Annotated in this window: 20 protein-coding genes; 4 read left to right on the forward strand and 16 right to left on the reverse strand. The window is 47.7% G+C overall.

Annotation, left to right across the window (positions count from 1 at the left end):
• The 8 genes from ADU23_RS30175 to ADU23_RS30210 all read right to left on the reverse strand — a co-directional run bounded on the left by ADU23_RS30175 (position 1) and on the right by ADU23_RS30210 (position 8820).
• On the reverse strand, positions 1-1860 hold the full coding sequence (locus ADU23_RS30175) for a cache domain-containing sensor histidine kinase (RefSeq protein ID WP_053377145.1): 1860 nt from the start codon (positions 1858-1860) through the stop codon (positions 1-3).
• The gene (locus ADU23_RS30180) at positions 1857-2891 is read right to left on the reverse strand and encodes a response regulator transcription factor (RefSeq protein WP_053377146.1); all 1035 of its coding nucleotides are present in this window, start codon (positions 2889-2891) and stop codon (positions 1857-1859) included. The genes ADU23_RS30175 and ADU23_RS30180 overlap by 4 nt, the downstream gene beginning before the upstream one ends.
• A gap of 106 nt (positions 2892-2997) precedes the next feature.
• Positions 2998-4593: an extracellular solute-binding protein gene (locus ADU23_RS30185; RefSeq protein WP_053377147.1), complete on the reverse strand. Its 1596-nt coding sequence runs from the start codon at positions 4591-4593 to the stop codon at positions 2998-3000.
• Between the two features lie 150 nt (positions 4594-4743).
• Positions 4744-5619: a carbohydrate ABC transporter permease gene (locus ADU23_RS30190; RefSeq protein WP_442950637.1), complete on the reverse strand. Its 876-nt coding sequence runs from the start codon at positions 5617-5619 to the stop codon at positions 4744-4746.
• A 13-nt stretch (positions 5620-5632) separates the two neighbouring features.
• A complete protein-coding gene (locus ADU23_RS30195; protein ID WP_053377148.1) occupies positions 5633-6535 on the reverse strand; it encodes an ABC transporter permease in 903 nt (300 codons plus the stop codon).
• A gap of 5 nt (positions 6536-6540) precedes the next feature.
• Positions 6541-6726, reverse strand: a complete 186-nt coding sequence (locus ADU23_RS30200; protein ID WP_053377149.1) for a tautomerase family protein — start codon at positions 6724-6726, stop codon at positions 6541-6543.
• 379 nt (positions 6727-7105) lie between these two features.
• Positions 7106-7522, reverse strand: a complete 417-nt coding sequence (locus ADU23_RS30205) for a VOC family protein (protein ID WP_053377150.1) — start codon at positions 7520-7522, stop codon at positions 7106-7108.
• 149 nt (positions 7523-7671) lie between these two features.
• A complete protein-coding gene (locus ADU23_RS30210; RefSeq protein ID WP_231637657.1) occupies positions 7672-8820 on the reverse strand; it encodes an MFS transporter in 1149 nt (382 codons plus the stop codon).
• Between the two features lie 312 nt (positions 8821-9132).
• On the opposite strand from ADU23_RS30210, the gene ADU23_RS30215 reads away from it, so the two are divergent.
• A complete protein-coding gene (locus tag ADU23_RS30215) occupies positions 9133-9729 on the forward strand; it encodes a TetR/AcrR family transcriptional regulator (RefSeq protein ID WP_053377151.1) in 597 nt (198 codons plus the stop codon).
• A 12-nt stretch (positions 9730-9741) separates the two neighbouring features.
• Here ADU23_RS30215 and ADU23_RS30220 read toward each other — a convergent pair whose 3' ends face one another.
• Entirely contained in the window at positions 9742-10416 is a 675-nt protein-coding gene (locus ADU23_RS30220; RefSeq protein WP_053377152.1) for a DUF6320 domain-containing protein, read from the reverse strand.
• Positions 10416-11684, reverse strand: a complete 1269-nt coding sequence (locus tag ADU23_RS30225; protein ID WP_053377153.1) for a hypothetical protein — start codon at positions 11682-11684, stop codon at positions 10416-10418. Before ADU23_RS30225 ends, ADU23_RS30220 begins: the two co-directional genes overlap by 1 nt.
• 191 nt (positions 11685-11875) lie before the next feature.
• Here ADU23_RS30225 and ADU23_RS30230 point away from each other — a divergent pair, with 191 nt between their 5' ends.
• Entirely contained in the window at positions 11876-12418 is a 543-nt protein-coding gene (locus ADU23_RS30230) for a PadR family transcriptional regulator (protein ID WP_053377154.1), read from the forward strand.
• Positions 12408-13220, forward strand: coding sequence for an alpha/beta fold hydrolase (locus tag ADU23_RS30235; RefSeq protein WP_053377155.1), 813 nt, complete (start codon positions 12408-12410; stop codon positions 13218-13220). Before ADU23_RS30230 ends, ADU23_RS30235 begins: the two co-directional genes overlap by 11 nt.
• A gap of 134 nt (positions 13221-13354) precedes the next feature.
• Here ADU23_RS30235 and ADU23_RS30240 read toward each other — a convergent pair whose 3' ends face one another.
• The 6 genes from ADU23_RS30240 to ADU23_RS30265 form a co-directional block, all read right to left on the reverse strand.
• On the reverse strand, positions 13355-14254 hold the full coding sequence (locus ADU23_RS30240) for an NAD-dependent epimerase/dehydratase family protein (RefSeq protein ID WP_053377156.1): 900 nt from the start codon (positions 14252-14254) through the stop codon (positions 13355-13357).
• A gap of 34 nt (positions 14255-14288) precedes the next feature.
• A complete protein-coding gene (locus ADU23_RS30245) occupies positions 14289-14948 on the reverse strand; it encodes a type 1 glutamine amidotransferase domain-containing protein (protein ID WP_053377157.1) in 660 nt (219 codons plus the stop codon).
• A 154-nt stretch (positions 14949-15102) separates the two neighbouring features.
• Positions 15103-15975: a LysR family transcriptional regulator gene (locus tag ADU23_RS30250; protein ID WP_053377158.1), complete on the reverse strand. Its 873-nt coding sequence runs from the start codon at positions 15973-15975 to the stop codon at positions 15103-15105.
• 32 nt (positions 15976-16007) lie between these two features.
• On the reverse strand, positions 16008-16412 hold the full coding sequence (locus ADU23_RS30255; protein ID WP_053377159.1) for a DUF1761 domain-containing protein: 405 nt from the start codon (positions 16410-16412) through the stop codon (positions 16008-16010).
• 16 nt (positions 16413-16428) lie between these two features.
• On the reverse strand, positions 16429-17370 hold the full coding sequence (locus tag ADU23_RS30260; RefSeq protein WP_053377160.1) for an AraC family transcriptional regulator: 942 nt from the start codon (positions 17368-17370) through the stop codon (positions 16429-16431).
• Between the two features lie 165 nt (positions 17371-17535).
• A complete protein-coding gene (locus ADU23_RS30265; protein WP_053377161.1) occupies positions 17536-17898 on the reverse strand; it encodes a DUF1304 domain-containing protein in 363 nt (120 codons plus the stop codon).
• A gap of 172 nt (positions 17899-18070) precedes the next feature.
• Between ADU23_RS30265 and ADU23_RS30270 the strand changes: the two genes are divergently transcribed.
• The gene (locus ADU23_RS30270) at positions 18071-18970 is read left to right on the forward strand and encodes an SDR family oxidoreductase (protein WP_053377162.1); all 900 of its coding nucleotides are present in this window, start codon (positions 18071-18073) and stop codon (positions 18968-18970) included.
• Positions 18971-19188: the final 218 nt, after the last annotated feature.

Below are 19188 nucleotides of genomic sequence, written 5' to 3' on the forward strand. Positions count from 1 at the left end.
TTATTGCTCCTCCCGCAGCGTCTCTTTCAGGCCGCCGCCGTTATATTGTTTTGGCATGGACATGATGATCCTTGTGCCTTCATTTTGCCGGCTCTCAATCGTTAATCCATACGCTTCCCCGAACACCATCTGGATGCGGCGATGCACGTTAACGACGCCGATTCCGCCTTTTCGCTTGAACTCATGGCCATCGTCGGCAAGCCGGTTTTGAAGCAGCCGAACCCGCAGCTCCTCAAGCTTTGCTTCCGTCATGCCGCAGCCATTATCCTCTACCACAACAAGCAGCTTATCCCCTTGCTCCATCGCATCAATGCGAATCGCATGCCGGGTTTCCATTCCATTTGGAAATGCATGCTGAAAAATATTTTCGATAAGCGGCTGCAGCGTGAGCCGCACCATCTTCGCGAGCAATAGCCTTGGCGGAATCGCCACATCGATCTCAAAATCCCGCCCGATCCGATGCTTTAGGATGATCATATAGTTGCGGACATGGTTAAGCTCATTTGCGATCGTAATTTCCTCTAGATTCGTCTGAACCGAATAACGGAGCATGAATGCCATCCCTTCCACCATCTCCGATATTTCCGCAGAATCCTGAACGATCGCGTAGCAATTGATCGTCTCCAGCGTGTTGTACAGAAAGTGCGGATTGATCTGCAGCTGCAGCGCCTGAAACTCCGCCTTCTGCCGTTCAAGCTGGTTATCCTGCAGCTCAAGCTGCGTTTTCTGATTGTGAAGCTCCGTATCATATACGCGCTCGATCATCTCCGACAGCCGGCTTACCATCAGGTTGTAGCTATGGATAAGGCCGCCGATCTCGTCTGCCCTAGGCTTCGTCTCGATGCTCTTCCAGTTGCCCTTCTCCGTCTCCCGCATCCCGTTTTTCAAGATGCGAATAGGGCTCACAATGGATCTGCCAAACCTTATGGCAAGAAAAAGCGCGATGACGAGCGTCACAAGTCCTACCGTTATCGTCGTCGAACGAATGCTCGAGATGGGACCGCGCAGCTCCTCTAGCGGCATCGAGATCGCAAGGCTCCATCCCGAATATTCGGATTTTCGCGAGATGATCATCGTCGGCTCCCCGTTCACCCGCTCGTTGAACCGTTGATCGCCGCCCGCAACGAGCCGCACTGGAATATCCGATTGCAGCATCGCTTCCATCGTGTCGTTCTCCGGGGCGTAGATGACCTTACCCTGGCGGTCGAGAATGAAGAAGAAGCCCTGCTCGCCAAGCTCGACTTGATTCCACAAGCTGCTGAGCTGCTGCTCATTAAATTCAATGGCAAGCACGCCCTTCGGATTGTATGACGAATAACCCCGGATTTTGCGAGCCAGGGTAATGACCTTGTTCTGATCCTTACCCAGCAGGCTCGTCTTCAGAATCGCAATCTCGCCGCTGCCTGGCGTCTTCTCATTCAGCTCCGCCAGACGTGCGGACGGATCAAGCGATAATGACGAGAAGCTTTGATTCTGGTCAAAGATAGACCGTCCATGATACCCGAGTATATAAATCATATGAATCTGCGTCGGATAAGTAATGAACACCTTCTCGAATACTTCTTTGCGGATCTGGCTTGTGAACTGGTAATTTTCATAGCTGTCGGCAGGGTCCATATCGAGAAATTTTTTCACTAGCTGCTGCGAAAGGATCGAGTTGCTTACCCGCTCGAAGGTAGCCAGATGGTTGTCGGTCTGCATGGCTGCATTATCGATGACCGTCGTCATATATTTCTCAACCTGCTTATCGATGGCACGCGACGACTCCATGTACGAGAAGATGCCGACCATCGACAGCGACAGCAAAATAACGATAAAAAAGTAAACGAACATTTGGCGCGACAGGCTTCTTCGCATCATTCAATCCCCAGCGTCGTCCGGTATTCAGAGGGCGTATAACCCGTAAACTTTTTGAACGTCTTTGTAAAATGGGGATGGTCCGCATAACCTACCTCATACGAGACATCCGTTATTTTGTGATGCGCAGCGGCAAGCAGCTTCTTCGCTAATTCCATCCGCCGCTTGATACGGTAATGGACGAACGTCTCACCGGTCATCTGCTTAAACAGCTGGCTGAAATAAGAAGCGTTTAAGCCCAGCATATCGGCAACCTCCTCCAAGGACAGCTCCTTGGAGAGATTGCGCTCAATATAGGCCTTCGCTTCCTCGATCGGTTCCCTCGCGAGCCCCTTGCGCTTCGCGCGAATGAGCTTCATAAGCCCCTGCACCGATTGTTCAAACTCGTCGAAGCTCGTTTGCCTTGACGCTTCCGCAAGCAGCTCATCACAATCCATCTTATAAATATCGCGCTGATTAATTTGCTTCACCAGCTTGGCAAGCAGCTCATGCAGCAGCTGCTCTCGCTGCCGGTCGTCAATTCGCCGCGAACTGCAGTAAAGCCGTATCTCTTCGATCGTCTCGCGAATCCCTTCATCCTTCAAATGCCAGATTGCTTCATCCAGCCGCTCCAGCCATTGCTCGGATTGGGAGAGCGAGATGTAAGCGCGTTCACTATCTGCTGCAAGGCTTGCAAGCAGCTTGCTTACCGCCCCCTGCACCCCTGCCTTCGTTACAGGCTTCAATAAGTATTCCTTTACGCCGTAAGACATGCACTTCTGCGCATACTCGAAATCGCCGTAACCGGAGACGACGACAATCGGAATATCACCATATTGCTCCTGCATGCGCTGGCATAGCTCAAGCCCATCCATGCGCGGCATCCGAATATCGGTAAAAAGTATAGTAGGTCTGCTGCTTCGGATTTTCTCCAAAGCATCTACGCCGTTCTCGGCCGTATCGGTATGAATATTAGAAGGTTCGGCTTGCTGAATAAGCTTTTCCAATCCTTTGCGGATCATAGGCTCATCGTCGACAACGAGAATGCGGTGCATGGAGCTTTCCCCCTTCGGACTGGATGCTCCCTCAGCCAGCTTAAGCTGGCTGCGAAGAGTCCTCTTGTATCCTCATAGTAAAGCAACAGCCTCCTCTCCGTAAACCTTATTCGAAAGCGCTCTCACCGCTTTTGTAGCGCGCGGTTGCCTGCTCGATAATCTCCTTGCCGCCTTTGGACAAATACTCATCAAGCAGCTTCTCATAATTGTCGATCGGTTCTCTTCCGTATACCATTTTGAGCACGCGCTCCAGAATAAGCGGAGGCATTTCATCGGATTTCGGATTTAAATCCGGATATTGAACGAGCGCCTCCAGACGAGGGTCAAATTCAAGCCCTCTGCGGCCTTCCTTCGCCAGCATATGGTCAAAAGCATCAATAAGCTGCTTGCCGGAATCCGAAAGCTCGGATACGCGTTTATTATAGGTTGTATCCTGCACCATCCAGAGCCAGTAGTTGAGATAACGCATTTTATCCGTGCCAGCAGTATCGGTTGGAACCTCAAATACCGGCTCGCCGTTCGTGACTTGGTAGTCTTCGCCTTCGATGCCGAAGCTGAAGAATAACTCCGCCTTCTCGCTAACCATCCAGTTGAAGAACTTAACGATGTCGGCCGCTTTATCCTTTGCCTTCGCATTGATATAGAAAGAACGCGTAACCGGATTGTAATGCGCGTATCCGCCTTTGCCGTCAGGACCAACCGGTGACGGAATAAGCGCTACTTCCGCATCAGGCACGTTTTGCTTAAGCTGGGCGCCCCAGATCGGCAGCTCATTGGCATTCATCGACCATATGCCCGCCTTGCCGCTTGTTACGATGCTTTTGAAATCGGTACTTTCAATCGTTGCGAATTCCTTGCTGATTAATCCCTCGTCATGCATCGTCTTGTATACGCCGATTGCCTTCTTCATATTTTCAACGTCGAAGAAGCTTGGCTTCACCTGACCGTCCGGGAACACTTTAAATTGGTTCAAATAACCGAGTACATCATAAGCGCCAAAAAAAGTATCCGCATATTTGAAGTTTTGGCGGCCCGCGAACGGCTGCTCGACTCCCAGCTCCTTGAACGCCCGGAGCACATCAAGCGTCTCCTCGACCGTTGTCGGAATTTCCTTGCCCGCCTTCTTGAGCAGATCCGTCCGTATCCAAGTTGCCCGCCTTGAAGGATTCGTTAACACCTCAGGAATGCCGTAAATATTGCCTGTCTTCGCGTCGGTCATTCTCTCCCACGCGGATTCAGGAATGAACTTAAGCAGGTCAGGGCCGTATTCCTTGAGCAGGTCGTTAAGCGGGAGAAACACGCCGTTCTCCACTGCGCCCGCAAGCTCAGGGCCGCTAATGCCTCCGCTGCCTTGCACCACATCAGGAATGTCGTTCGTTGCGAACATTTGAATCATTTTATCTTGGTATTCATTATGCGGAATGAGACGGATGTCGAGGTCTGAATTCGTCATTTTCTCCAGCTCAAGCACGTATTTGTCTTTGTTGATATCCGGATTTTTCTCGACATAGGCTACGTTCAGCGTACGCATGGAGATGGAGAACTTGACCGGCTCGGAGGGCTTCTCCTCACCAGGCGCATTCGTTGCCGGCTTCTCGCCAGCGCTGCCTTCCGAATTGCCTTTGCCCGCGTTATTGCTGCAGCCCGCAAATACCGAAAGCGTTAAAACCAAGATCATCGCACGAACCAAAATCTTTTTCATCGATTCCCCTCTTTTCGTTGGATGGTACAAATCCTATAAAATATAGCGCTTACAATTCCATTGTAGAGTTGATGCGCGCAGCGTCACAATGGACTCCGTTTGGCTGCGTTTGTCTTTTTTTTAGTCTCTGCCTGTTAGAGCCGTGCTGCCTTATGACTTAATCGATCCAATCATCATGCCTTTAATAAAATAGCGCTGCAGAAATGGATACACCATAATAATGGGAATCGTCGCGACCAAAATGACCGCCATCTGCACGCCCTGCACCGATTGCGAAGCCGCCTCGAATGCGAGATTGCCCGTATCGGTCAGGTCATCCGTAATAAGAAGCTGCCTTAATTTTACCTGCAAAGGGTATTTCTTAACATCATTAATATAATACAAGGCATCCATATATTTGTTCCAGTTCGTCACCGAGTAGAAAATGCCTACCGTTGCGAGTGCCGGCTTCGACAGCGGCAGGATGATGCTCCATAAAATACGCAGCTCGCTGCAGCCGTCCATTCGCGAGGAATCGACCAGCTCCGTTGGAATTTGGGTGAAAAACGAGCGCAGCACGAACAGGTTGAAGGCGCTGATTGCCGTCGGTATCATAAGCGCCCATAGCGTATTTACGAGACCTACCTCGCGCATGAGAATAAACTGCGGGATAAGCGGCGCGCTGAAAATCATCGTCATGAGCACGAAGATCAAAATGTACGTTCTGCCGACATATTCCTGCCTCGACAAGGGATAGGCAAGCGATGCGGTCATCAGCAGGTTGATGATTGTGCCGAGCACCGTAATATATACCGTAACGCTGAACGCTCTCCAAATGGATACGTCATCGAATACGTATTCATAATATCTGGTCGTGAATTCAACCGGCCAGAACATGACCTCTCCCCGGTCGATCGCGCCGGCGCTGCTTAACGACTGCGCAATGACGTTAAGAAACGGCAGGAACATGATTAAGCCTAAAAGCGTGAGGAACGTATAGTTAAAAGCAAGAAATAGTTTGCGGCTTGCCGATTCGCGTCTGATCAACTGCTGTCCCTCCTTAATACAACGATTCGCCGGTCGCTTTTTTGCTTACAAAGTTGGCGATGGAAAGTAGTGTGAGGCCGACGACCGACTTGAACAATCCAATTGCGGTCGCATAGCTGTACTGCATTTGATTAAGTCCCGCCTTGTAGATGTAAGTATCGAGAATTTCACTGTTCTGAAGGTTAAGCGGATTTTGGAAAACGAATACCCGCTCAAATCCGTAATCGAGAAAATCGCCGATCTTCAGCAGGAACAAAATCGTAATGACCGGCAGCAGCGCCGGAAGCGTAATCGCGAGCGTCTGCCTCCATCTGCTTGCTCCGTCCATCTCCGCCGCCTCGTACAGATCCGGGTTGATGCCCGCCAGCGCAGCAAGGTAAATGATCGTTCCCCAGCCCACGTCACGCCATAAGCCCGAGCTGACCAGAATGGTGCGAATGTACGAATCTTCCCCTAGGAAGTAAATAGGCTCAAAACCAAACCAACCGATAATCGCGTTAATGACGCCCGAGGAAGGCGATAGAATGCCAACAAAGATACCGCTTACAATTACCCAAGAAAGAAAATGCGGCGCATAGATGATCGTTTGGACAATTTTTTTATACAGCGCCAGCCTCACCTCATTCAGCAAGAGCGCAAGCACGATCGGCGCTGAAAACGCAAATACCAAATCATAGATGCCAAGCAGAAGCGTATTGCCAAGAATGCGAATGAAATCATAATGGCTGAACATTCGTTTGAAATGCGCCAGCCCCACCCAAGGGCTGCCCTTGAAGCCCGCGAATAAATTGTAATTTTGAAAAGCGATAACCGATCCAAGCAGCGGAACATATTTGAACAATAGGAAGAAAAGGATGCCTGGTATCGAGATAAAATATAACGCTTTGAACTTCCACATATATTGCAGCTTGAGCATCGCATTCACCCCATTTTCTTGCGCAGATTTGCAGGCGCATGCTCGTCGATTGGAATCTCATTAAATTCGATTTGAATGAATTCCGGCTCCCGCTCAATAATTCTGGACAATTCACTCGTAAACACTCTAGTGATTTCTTCCTTCTGCTCGTCTGTACGGCCCTCGTACATTTTAATCGTGATATGCGGCATTGGCTTTGCCCTCCTATCTAAGCTGTTTTGAGTTATGCCTTTATCCTATAAAGAATCGGTAGGCCGAACAATGGAGTCGCTTTGCTTGGTTTGTGTTTTTTTTAGGCGGGAGACTGGGCGCTTGGTGTCTTTTTAGAAGGGCTGTCGTTCTTTGCAGGCGGCGCACAAAACAGCGGAACCCGCCTTTGGATAAAGGGGATTCCGCTGCTCTTTCACAATCTCAAATGGCTTCACCTCATGGATATGCTTTGACCGCCATTTGGCGTGGGGAGCGCCGAACTACGTCTTTTTTTCATAGTAGTTAGCTAATCCAAATGAAAGGGGCTGTCCCAAACGGTCATAGACCTTGTGGGACAGCCCCTTGTTACGCGGGAAGCAACTACGCCTTAGGCATTTCGCTCATATCCATATACAGGACATTCCACCGATGACCGTCGAGATCAGCAAAACCGGCGCCGTACATCCAGCCTCCCTGATCCTGTGGCTTGCTGAAAGCTGTCCCTCCTGCTTTTACCGCCTTCTCGATCCATTCATCTACTTCTTCTCTGCTCTGCGCATCGATAGAAAGAAGCACTTCGGTTCCTTGCCTCGTATCAGCGATTTCTTGGCCGGTAAATTTCTTAAAGGTGGCTTCCGGGAAAAGCATCACCAATACCTTCGCCTCACCGATAACCAAGCCTGCCATGTCGTCGCTGTTGATATGCCTCGGATGAAAAGTAAACCCAAGCTGGCTGAAAAACTCTTTTGACTGTTTGAGGTCTTTAACCGGAAGATTTAACCAAAATTCTCTAGGCATCGTTATTGCTCCTCCACATTCGTTTCTCTACTTGCTATTCATCTTAGCACAGTTCATCCTCATTTATTTCTTCTGGATTGCTGAATTTGCAACGCAGCGCCAAGACTCATTATTGGGCAGCTACTAACCACCTCGCAAACACTTCTGCTTCAAGACCTTACCATTAAATGCCGCGAAAATGCCCAAAAGAGCAAGGCTAATACGCTGACCGAGGCACCGAGCAAGCATACGCCAATCCAGCCTGCTTGAGCGTAGACTAGCGTTGAAGCAATCGAACCGACAGCGCTGCCGATGGAGTAAAAAATCATATAGCCCGCCGTAAGGCGACTGCGCGCATCCGGCCGCACGCTCAAAATCATGCTCTGGTTCGTCACATGCACGGCTTGCACGGCAAAGTCCAGCGCGATGACTCCAACAACTAAAGCCCACAAGGAGTGCTCGGTTAAGCTGATTGGCAGCCATGAGCTGATCAAAATAACTAAAGCGATTCCGGTAGTCCGCTGCCCCAGCCCACGGTCTGCAAGCTGCCCTGCCCGCGCTGCCGCTAATGCGCCCGCGACGCCAGCGAGGCCAAAAGATCCGATAACCGTATGCGAAAGGGACAGCTCCGGCGCGCTTAACGGCAGCACCAGCGAAGTCCATAATGTGCTGAACGCTATGAAAATAAGCAAAGCGATTACCGCGCGAATGCGCAGTACCGGTTCCTGAGCAAACAGCATAAATACCGAGCGCAGCAGCTGCGGATAATCGATAGCCGCGTTCTGCCTCTTGCGGCGCGGCAGCACCCGGAACATAGCGATAGCCATGAACAAGGTTAAGGCTGCCGAGACAAAATAAACGGTGCGCCAGCCTGCGATGTCAGTCAAAACGCCGGCGACGGTACGCGCCAGCAATATTCCGATCACTACTCCGCTCGTCACGAAGCCGATCGTCCGGCCGCGGTCAGCCGGCTTTGCCAGTGACGCCGCAAACGACACAAGCACTTGTACGACTACGGCAAACAAACCGACGACAGCCATACCCGCAAGCATAACGATCCTCGTAGGCGCAATGCCGACCGTGAACAGCGCCATTACCGATAGGAGCAGCAGACTTACAACGAGTTTGCGCGGGTCTAGAAGATCACCGAGCGGTACCAATAAAAGCAATCCTAGCGCATAACAAATTTGCGTAATGGTAATAATCATCCCCACGGCAGCATGATGTATTCCAAACTCGCTTGCTATTTTATCCAGCAGCGGTTGGGCATAATAAATATTCGCTACGGACAGCCCGCTCGCGACTGCAAACAGCAGCATCACGGTTCGAGAAAGACCCGGAGCAGCGTCCTTCTTTACGAGCTGACCCTGCGCCGCATCCAGTTCCACACCGCTTGCTTCCCTCTCATCGGCTAACGCTTTCACTTGAAGCTTCTCCATATTTACATTCCTCTCCTCCTGGGGATCACATGGATCGCCAAATCAATACTGAGCATAATTACATACCGATCAGTACATTATAATAGCGAGAAATATATAACAGTACCTGAATAATGTCAATGGGTTTGACAATTGAACGCTGAAAACTATAAACTAATAAAATACTGATCGTTATGGAAAGAAGGAGTGGCAATGGCAAGGCTACGTGAGTTTGATGAGCAGAAGGCATTAGAAGCAGCCATGCAATTATTTTGGGAAAAAGGTTACGAGGCAACCTCATTAAGCGATCTGACAGCCAAAATGGGCATTCAGCGTCCAAGTATATATTCCGCTTTCGGAGACAAAAAGGCGCTATTTGAAGCCGCGCTTCGAAAATATACGCAGCAGCATTCTTCCCACATTCGAACACAGCTGCAAAAGAGCTCATCCGTAAAGGAAGCGCTCCGTTCCTATTTTGAAGGTTTGGTCGCCAACGAGTACGAGGAAGAAAGGAATCGAGGGTGCTTTTGCATTAATACGATGGTAGAGCTTGCGCCTCATGATGCCAAATTTGAAATCCTTACGAGGGAACATCAGATGTATTTGGCTGTCCTGTTCCAAGAAGCGATTGAACGGGGGATTCGATCGGGGGAGCTTGATTCATCCACGAATGCAGCAGCCTTAGCGCAGACACTCGTCGTATCCTTAATTGGGCTTACCGTGCTAATGAAATCAAACCCCGACCGATCATTTGCAGAAAATTCTGTTGCTTTAACACTTACGTTACTCGAAAAGCCTGTAGATGCGTAGATGAAGCTCCGATTAATAATGGAACCGTTTTTTAATTTCCGCTTTGAATTTACGGTCGGAGAAAATAATCATTCCGATAATGGTCAGAAGCGAATACACAATCGCCGCCACGCTTGGCCAAATGACATTGGACAATTGAAATACGAATAGCAGCGCGGGGCATAAACTAACGAAAAACATCGCTAATAGATAGCCGATATCATCGCGCCACAACGATTTTTGGACAATCGCTAGCAGCGTCATCACAAGTGTGGCTCCCATCCCGAACAGCGGAATCGCGTAATTGGTTGACCACTTCGTAAAATCAGCAAAGATGTCGATGACGAGCAGGAAAAACGATAATGCCGTATAGTTAAACAACACTTTTCTGCCGATATGCGCTTTGGACATAATCGTATGTTTAATCGCTACGCTTGCGTATAAAAGCCCTGTCGTCACAATCGCAGACCAAAGGTAGGGATTGATATGCAGCGTCAACAGGTTGATGGTAATCGCAAGGATGATAGCCGCAATCGTTAGAAACAGGAACAGCTTCGCAACCGTAAACACTTTGGTTTCCTGGTAGTAATGCTCATAGGAGGGGTACTCTGTCGGGCTGCTGCCTTTATAACCAAGAGGTTTCGAGCATAACGGACACTGGTCATGCTGATCATCGACCAGCACGTTGCAACGAGAGCATAAAGTCATTAGCTCCTCCCCCAATCATTTGAGTAAACCTTCACTTCAAGCCCGGCTTGATTCGCCAAGTAAGCAAAGAAATATTGCAAAATATCTGCTTCCACAATATTTCGCGTAAACGTAATCGCCATCCGATCATTGACCGTGCAGATTCCACAGCTTATCGGGCTTTTGTTCGTTGGATAGACGACCGCTTCGATTTGTTCAATATACTCGTACATCTGCTGCGGCAAAATAATATTGCCAAGATTGGATAGTGTCATCGTTTTTTTGCTTTCTCCCAATGTTTGAAAACCCCAATTCACAAACCAGCTCTTGAGAAAAAGCGGAACAAACATGGTAGCTTTATTGCGCTCAAGCGCCACATTGTTGTAGATGAAGCTTTGCAAGTTTTGTTTGCTTGTTTTCTGCTTTAGCATCTCGCCTGTTCTTGCTACCAATTCATCAAAAGTAGTATCCTCTGTCACCTTTGCTCCGATATTGACCACTCCAAAAAAATTACGGAGCGTGCGTGAAGGAAACATTTTGCGCAAATTAGCAGGTATCGCAATCACGACCGGTTCATTGCGCTCACTATATTTATTCCTCGTCTGATAGATGGAATAAATGAGCAGCGCCGTTAGATAAGCCGTTACCGTGCTGCCCTTTTGCTTGGCTGCCTGATTTAATTGATTGCCGCTAACAATGCCATGGACAACGTTATTGCCGAAAATTTCAAAGCGTGTCCCTTTAATGTGGTACGATTTGCTGTTTCGATAATTTTCAACGTAACAATCCTTAAAGTGCGTGCGGAAGCTATCCTCCATATCGCTGGCATCCACGCCGGTATCCGCGAGCAAAATCTTTCCTTCCGGGTCCACTTCTTGGCCCGTATTCGCAAGGTAATAATACAAAAGCGATTTTAAAAATTCGATTGCTCCGTTGCCATCTGTAAGTGAATGAAAAACCTCGATAGACACTCGATTTTTGTAGTATAAAACTTTAAATAAATAGCCATTATTTGTTTTTGGATCAATATCCGGGCATGGATACTGCTGTTCCTCCGCAATGACGATTCTTTCGTTGTTGGCATCCAAGTAATTCCAAAAAACACCCTTGCGCAATTTCACCGTAAACATTGGAAATCTATCGAATACCGTATCGGCGGCGAGCTGCAAAGCTTCCGGTTCGATTGGATCCCTCAGTACGGCTGAAATACGATAAACAGACGTGTTTTTTGTATTTGCAACCGAAGGGAACAGCTTTGCGGCATTATCAAGCTTGTACCATTTGTCCATATGCATTTTCCTCTTTCCTTATGCTGGCCCTGCTATTTTTTCTTCAAAATGGTTTATACGTTTATATTCATTTGTTGTAACAACTAAAATGATTAATTTTAACAGCCATGCTGTAATGGAATGTTGACGGTTCACATATACCTATTAGGTATGTTATACTCAAATGGATTTTAGCGAAGGAGGTAAATGAGTTGGAGTTTGTCATCTTGGGTCTGCTTATGATTCGCCATTTAACGCAATACGATATAAAAAATGCGTTGCAGCGAAAGGTATCTCCCTTTTTTAGCGCCAGCCTTGGTAGCATTCAAGCCGCGCTGAAGAAGCTCGAGAGCAACGGGCATGTCGATCTCGAGGAAATGACCGAAAACGGCCGGAGAAAAAAGATTTATTCGTTAAATCCGCTTGGCAGGCAATATTTTATGGACTGGATGTTGTCTGCCATTGCGCCGGGTCGCTTGGAGCAGGATGTGACGACACGGTTGTTTTTTTTAGGCTTAATGCCGCCGCAGGATCGCCAATCGATTATAAAAGCGGTCATTGCCCATCTTGAAGTTTCCGTTCATACGTTTGAAACCGGTTATGAAGAAGTAAGTCCGAAGGAAATTCCGGCCCATCTCAAGGAAGTAGTCAAATTTCAGCTTAAAACGTTGGAGCTGGGACTCTTTTATCATCAAAGCATGTTGGCTTGGTTTAAAGGGCTATTGGCGGAATTGGAGGCGGACGATGAAGCGTAGCGATAGCATAACCAAAAGGCTGGCGTTTAACAACGCGCAGCTCACCTATTACATCACAGGGGATCAGCAAAAAGAAACGATTTTGATGCTGCATCCGGCATTCACCGACCATCATATATTTGAGGCGCAAATGGACTATTTTCAGAAAAGCTATCAAATAATCGTATTAGACATGCCAGGTCACGGGGAAAATCAAGTCGCCGGAGCTAAACTGTCGATCAAGGATATGCCAGAAATCATAAACCAGCTCTTATCGGAAAATGGCATTTTAGCATGCCATCTTTTAAGCGTCTCCATGGGATCTCTTGTCGCGCAAGCGTTTGCTGACCGTTATCCAGATCGGGTAAAGTCAGTGATCATCGTCGGGGGTTATTCGATACATAAGGCGAATGAGCGGGTGTTGAAATCGCAGCGAAGCGAAGGGTTCAAATGGATCTTGTACATCTTATTTTCGATGAGGAAGTTTAGAAGTTATGTCTCTGCGTTTTCATGCTGCACCGATCAAGGCCGTGCTGTGTTTGCCCGAGGCGCCAAACATTTTAATAGAAAATCTTTTTCCGCCATGGCTGGGATGAACACTTTTTTTATCCAAAAGAATACCCCTATGCCTTACCCGCTTTTGATCGTTATAGGCGAACATGATCTGGAGCTTATTCAAGCAGCCGCGAGGGAGCTGCATCGTTTAGAGCCGCATTCCGAATTGGTGTTCATGCCCGGGGCGGGCCACTGCGCAAATGTGGATGCGCCGCATGTTTTCAACCTTCTTGCATGCCATTTTTTGACTGCTCATGCAGATCGCTAATCAGCTTCCCTAAATGCTAACCGTTGCTTACACCTAACAGGTAAAGCTCCAGCTAATTTCCCGTGAGGAAAATAGCTGGAGCATTTAACTGGATAAGCTCCCGTTAATCATACGCTCGGCAGCTTCAACCGACATTATTTCAAGTTTTGATTAATCCAGCTGAACATCGATTCTTCCTTTGGCGCCCATCCGAGTAAGTTTCTCGCGTGCACAGCGCGAACACGGCTGTTCGAAGCAATCGCAAACCGCGCCCAATCTCCAAGCTCCGCAATCGCTTGATCGGCTGGCCAGCTAATCGTGTTGCCTCCGAATCCAAGCGCCTCACTGACCGCTTTGGCGATGTCGCCATACGATTCCTCGCCGCTTTCAGCGAAGAAATAAGAGGATGATGGTGCCTTCTCAAGCGCCAGCACGTACAGCTCAGCCAAATCCTTGATGTGGACATTGGACCAGCGATTTACGCCTTTACCAACATGAACGCCTGCCCCCAGCTCTCGTGACTTGCGAATAATTTGCGGCAGTTGATCGCTTTCTACAGGCAGCCCAAGCGCATTTCCATAAATCATCGAAGGAACGATCACGATGCCTCTGACCCAATCCTCTATCCCTGCCTTGCGCACAAGGTTGTTAATCGCCACACGATCTGCACGAATATCCATCGGGACAAATGGCGTCTCTTCGTCAAAAATTTGTTCGCACGTCGTATCGCCGCGGGCATCATCCCCAACGACGCTCGAACCCGACGTATGCAAAAACGGTTTCCCCGTGCCGCGCAGTGCGGCAATAAAGGTTTCCACTGCTTTCATATGATCGGAGTCAGCCGTATGAATGACCGCGTCACTCAGCTTCGCGTATTCCGTTAAAACAGCCGTATCCTCCAGCGTTCCGAGAACAGGCTCTATGCCCAACTGTCTGAGCGGTTCCATCTTATCCGGATTGCGGACTAAGCCATACACGGTATGCCCCGCTTCGAGCAAAGCCTTTGCTACTGAACCGCCAATATAACCTGAAGCGCCTGTTACAAATACCTTCATGCCTTACCTCCTCGTTTCGTAACTGCCTTACCGATTAGCCTAGTTTTTCAATGACGGCTTTCGTTACCGCTAGCGTCGACTGTGGATTCTGCCCTGTAATCAGATTGCCGTCCACCTCATAATGAGTAGACCAGTTTGGCGCTGCCACGAATATCGCTCCCAGGTCACGAAGCTTGCTTTCCAGCAAAAACGGAAGATGTTTATCCAGCGTCGTTTGTGCTTCTTCCCGGTCTGTAAATGCATTTACTTTTTTGCCTGCGACAAGCGGTTGTCCATTCGATAAGGTTGCGCCAACTAAACCTGCCGGTCCATGGCAAACGGCTGCAACTATTTTATTTCCTTCATAGAAATCGCGCAGAAGCTTTTGAAGGTTGGCATCACCTGGCAGATCGTACATCGTTCCGTGGCCGCCCGGCAAGAAAATCGCATCATAATCGTCTGCCGTTACTCCATCTAGCTTGATTGTGTTCTGTAAATATTTTTTTGCGTCTAAAATCTCTTGAGGTGTGCTGGCATCCACACTTCCAGGATCGACGGGTCCTTCTCCGCCAAGCGGGCTTGCTACCGCAACCTCATACCCTTTTTCTGTAAACGCCATATATGCTTCAGCAAATTCTGACAGCCAAATTCCTGTCTTTTTGCTTTCATGAATCTCAGTATGGTTTGTGACTACGATCAACACTTTTTTAGACATTTGCTTAACCTCCAGTAGTTTTAGATGATTGCTGCTTCTTTATTCTAAACGCTATCCAATGCATAAAACAAATTATGAAATGACGATACATTAATAAATATATTTATGCATCTACCTGAAATAAAAAAGATCAACTAGCATCTGCTAGCTGACCTTACTTATTTTCACGAATGAGCGACATGATCTCTTTAATTTGAGGCAAATGCTTATGCTTAAGCTGATAAGCGATAAACAGCTCGTTTGTAACCTTTAGCTGCTCAAACACCACTTTTGTTCTGCCCTCGTTTAACGATTTTTCCAATAAATATGTCGGGATTACGCTCAGGCCCGCACCGTTCTCGACGGCCTTTAAGATCATATGCAGGTTAGGAATGATATGGATCGGCCTAATCAACGGGCGTATCTTAAAATGCTCCCTCCAAATCCGTCTGATGATCGGCAATTCCAATCCATAGCTGATCCAGCTCTGGGCGGAGAGCCATTGCTCCATCAGCTTCACGTTATCGGTTTCAAGGATTTGATAATCGATAGGGGCAACGACCACAAATTCCTCGTCCATCAGTTTCAAATATTCCACGCCTGGCGATTGGAACTTTTTTGACGTGATGATCAAATCCACTTTGTCTTCCTTCAGCAGCTCTAACAATTGCTCGGCGGTTCCAAATTGCGTGAGTGTACAAATGTCGTACGTATGAAGCCGAGGCAATATTTTTTCGGTAAAAAATTCATGTGCCGCACCCAGCTTGATCACGGTTAACGTTGGCAGTGAAGCGGATTTAAAGCTGTTAGTTGTATCCTCTAATGACTCGATCAGGGGAGCGAGCTGGGAATACAATTCCTTTCCCCGCTCCGTCGGAACGATTTTTCTTGACGTTCTAACAAATAAAGATTCCCCCACCTCAGCTTCTAAAGCGGCTAAGTGCTGACTCATTGCGGGCTGTGTCATCATGCGGGTCTTAGCTGCTTCGGAAACGGATTGATGCTTATAGATGATACAAAAGCTTCTATACCATTCAAAATCGACCATGATGCGCATCCCTCTCTGGATATGTCATTCGTTTAAGCCATAAGACCGTGCAGACAGCCTAGCAGCAAGAAAATAATGAGGTGGTCGCCTACTGCGATTAATAAAGATCTTCTGGACATGAGCCCGAATAGCGAGTTTTTCAAATAAACGATTGTTATCAGCAGGCCAATGATCAACCCGATGCCTAAACCCTGCAGCGCATTCTCAGCGCCGGTTAATTGAATCAGCACGGCTACGAGGAACGAGCTAACGAAAGCGTTGATAACGGAACAGATATATTTTAGCGGGCCCTCACTCTGATTTTCTAAAATAGCCTTGTTTTTAATTCCTTTTTTATCTGACAGCCTAACGGAATAATAGATTGTTCCATACAGCATATACATCACACCGCCAGCTAAAATAGCAACTACGTTCAAAGCGCTCCAATCCATGGACATGACGATCACTCCTTTTCTACTTGGGTTCAATCGCCAATGCGATCGCCTTTACTTTGCAATCCAGCTCCAACGAACCGTTTATCTGTTCGATTTGAACCAGCTCAACTGGGTTTCCTAAATATCTGTAGCCGCTTTTCGGAAGCCAGAAGCTGTACAGCTCTGAATAACACTCAACCATTTGGCTTCTTTCCCTATAATCCAGAGGCTCATCGAACGCATACACCACATGTTTCCCGCCTTTAAACGAATAAAGGCTCTCCTCCGCATGCTCCGAGTGCCCCTCTTCACGAATAGCAATCCGGCAATCGTATCGGCTTTTGTCTGGCGGAGTGATGTAGGGATTGTTGCGCGGTACGCCAAGCATCCACGTATCTGATTGAATCAAGCTTCTAGCCTTTGACCAATGATAAATCTCTTCCCATGCATGAGGGATTCCTTCGGTATAGGGACCGATGCTTTGCCTATTCACCGTTTTGCAAGCAGGTAAATCGACGGTTTTTACTTTGCTGAGGTCCAGCCACTTAAACCCAGTATACGTGCTCGCCTGATCATCTTCTATATCATTATTGCTAACTTGTTTAGATTTCTTGCTATTATAGTATTCTCTTGGGAACCGTTCCAAATAAGCGCCTTCCCGCCATTTTTTCGGGCTCGTGTTAAAGTTTTCATTAAAGGAGTAGGTAAAATAGGACAACGATGAAAAGCCGCTCATCAGCGCGACTTGAGTGACCGGTATTTGCTGTTCATAAATTAATAAATGCGCAGCATTCTCCAAACGAAGCCTTTTGACATAACCGGCAGGCGTTTCGCCGACGATCCCTTTAAAGGTGCGCTGAAAATGATAAACCGAATAGGTAGATACTTTTGCCAGCTTTTCAAGCGAGAGCTGCTCATTCAAATTTTCTTCTATGTATTCCATCACCTTGTTGATTTGCCTATGCTGCTCCACACCATACATTGCTTCTTGACCCCTACTCTTTGCTTACTGTTTTTTTATTAATTATAAGCCCTGTGTCAAGTTGCCGGGGTTTACAAAGCTTGCAAACCTAACAAAAAAAGCCGTAGACTTCACGTCTACGGCTTTTTTTGCATAATGTGCCCTCTGCTTGCTCTCATGCGATTCTTAAGCAAACACAACAAGCAATAATCCGATCAACGCCGGAAGGCCCTGTATGTACAAAATCGATCTTTTTGCCGTCAGCCCGCCATAAATCGCTGCTACCATTACAAGCGCCAGAAAAAAGATTTCAATCTGCTGGCCGAACAAAGCATTCGGATGAACGAGACCCCAAATTAATCCGGCAGCTAAAAAACCGTTGTACAGACCCTGGTTGGCTGCTAAAGTTTTGGAGGCATCGGCGATTTGCTGCGTCATCCCAAAGGCTCGAAGTCCTTTTGGCGTCGTCCAAGCGAACATCTCGAGATACAAAATATAAAGATGAATGACAGCAACGATACCCACAACGATATTCGCAACGATTTGCATGAAGAAAAACTCCTTTTTCTTTTCAATTGTACGCAATTAAATTTTATCACATAAATAATGTAAAGTGAACACTATTTTTTATTGTTATTTGCGAAACCTCCTTCAATCCATCCTCACCCCAAAGCGAATAGGTGAATATCCTGTGTCAACCTATGAAAATGGAGGAACAACGATGATTCCGAAATTTCCTTACTACGGGAAAGAAACAAAATGCAAGGAAGTGCCCATCACTTTCCCCCCTCAGCATCAGGATCGACAGCCCGGACTGGAATATTTGATGAATCCGATTCCGATATCGGATAATCCCGAATACAAAGGAAGCGGCAAATTAGCCGGCAAAATTGCTATCATTACAGGGGGCGACAGCGGTATTGGCCGTGCCGTCGCTATTGGCTTCGCCAAAGAAGGCGCGGATGTAGCCATCGTCTTTTTGTACGAACGTGAAGATGCCGCCGCTACCAAACAAATGGTGGAGCAATACGGCCGGCAATGCCTGCTGATTGAAGGCGATCTGCGCAAGCCGGAGTTCTCCCCTGAAATCGTGCGCAGAACCTTAGAATGTTATGGGAAAATTGATATTTTGATTCTGAACCAAGGGGTCCAATTTCCTCAGAGATGCATTATGGACATATCGAATGAACAACTGGAGGATACGTACCGCACAAACATCTTCCCCCACTTTTATTTGACAAAAGCGGCGCTTCCTTATCTTTGCTCGGGCAGCTCGATTATTAGTACAGCATCCGTTACCGCATATGCCGGAGCCCCCCTTCTAGTCGATTATTCCTCAACGAAAGGAGCGGTCGTGTCCTTCACCCGTTCTTTGTCGCTTCAGTTGGTAGATTGCGGCATAAGGGTTAATGCCGTTGCGCCAGGTCCGATCTGGACGCCGCTAATCGTCTCCAGCTATTCCGCTGAGTATGTCAAAACGTTTGGGCTAGATACGCCTATGAAGCGAGCGGGCCAACCGTTCGAGCTCGCCCCAACATACATTTATTTGGCCTCCGATGATTCTTCATTCGTAACCGGGCAAGTGCTTCATGTCAACGGCGGTGTGATGACGGAAACGTAAAGATGATGTCAAATTAAAACAGCCTCCGGTCATTTGAAGTGCACCCCTTATAGTAGACATTGTAAAAACACCCTGGTGTTTAAACCGATGGATATTATAGGGGGTGCTTTTCGTTATGGCGAAAAAAGGACAGAAATTTGAGACGTATAGTTTTGAATTAAAGAAGAAGGCTATCGAGCTACGACATGGGGGAATGACCAAGCAGAGGGTAGCGGATG

It is taken from the genome of Paenibacillus sp. FJAT-27812, assembly GCF_001273905.1.
Taxonomy (GTDB): domain Bacteria; phylum Bacillota; class Bacilli; order Paenibacillales; family Paenibacillaceae; genus Pristimantibacillus.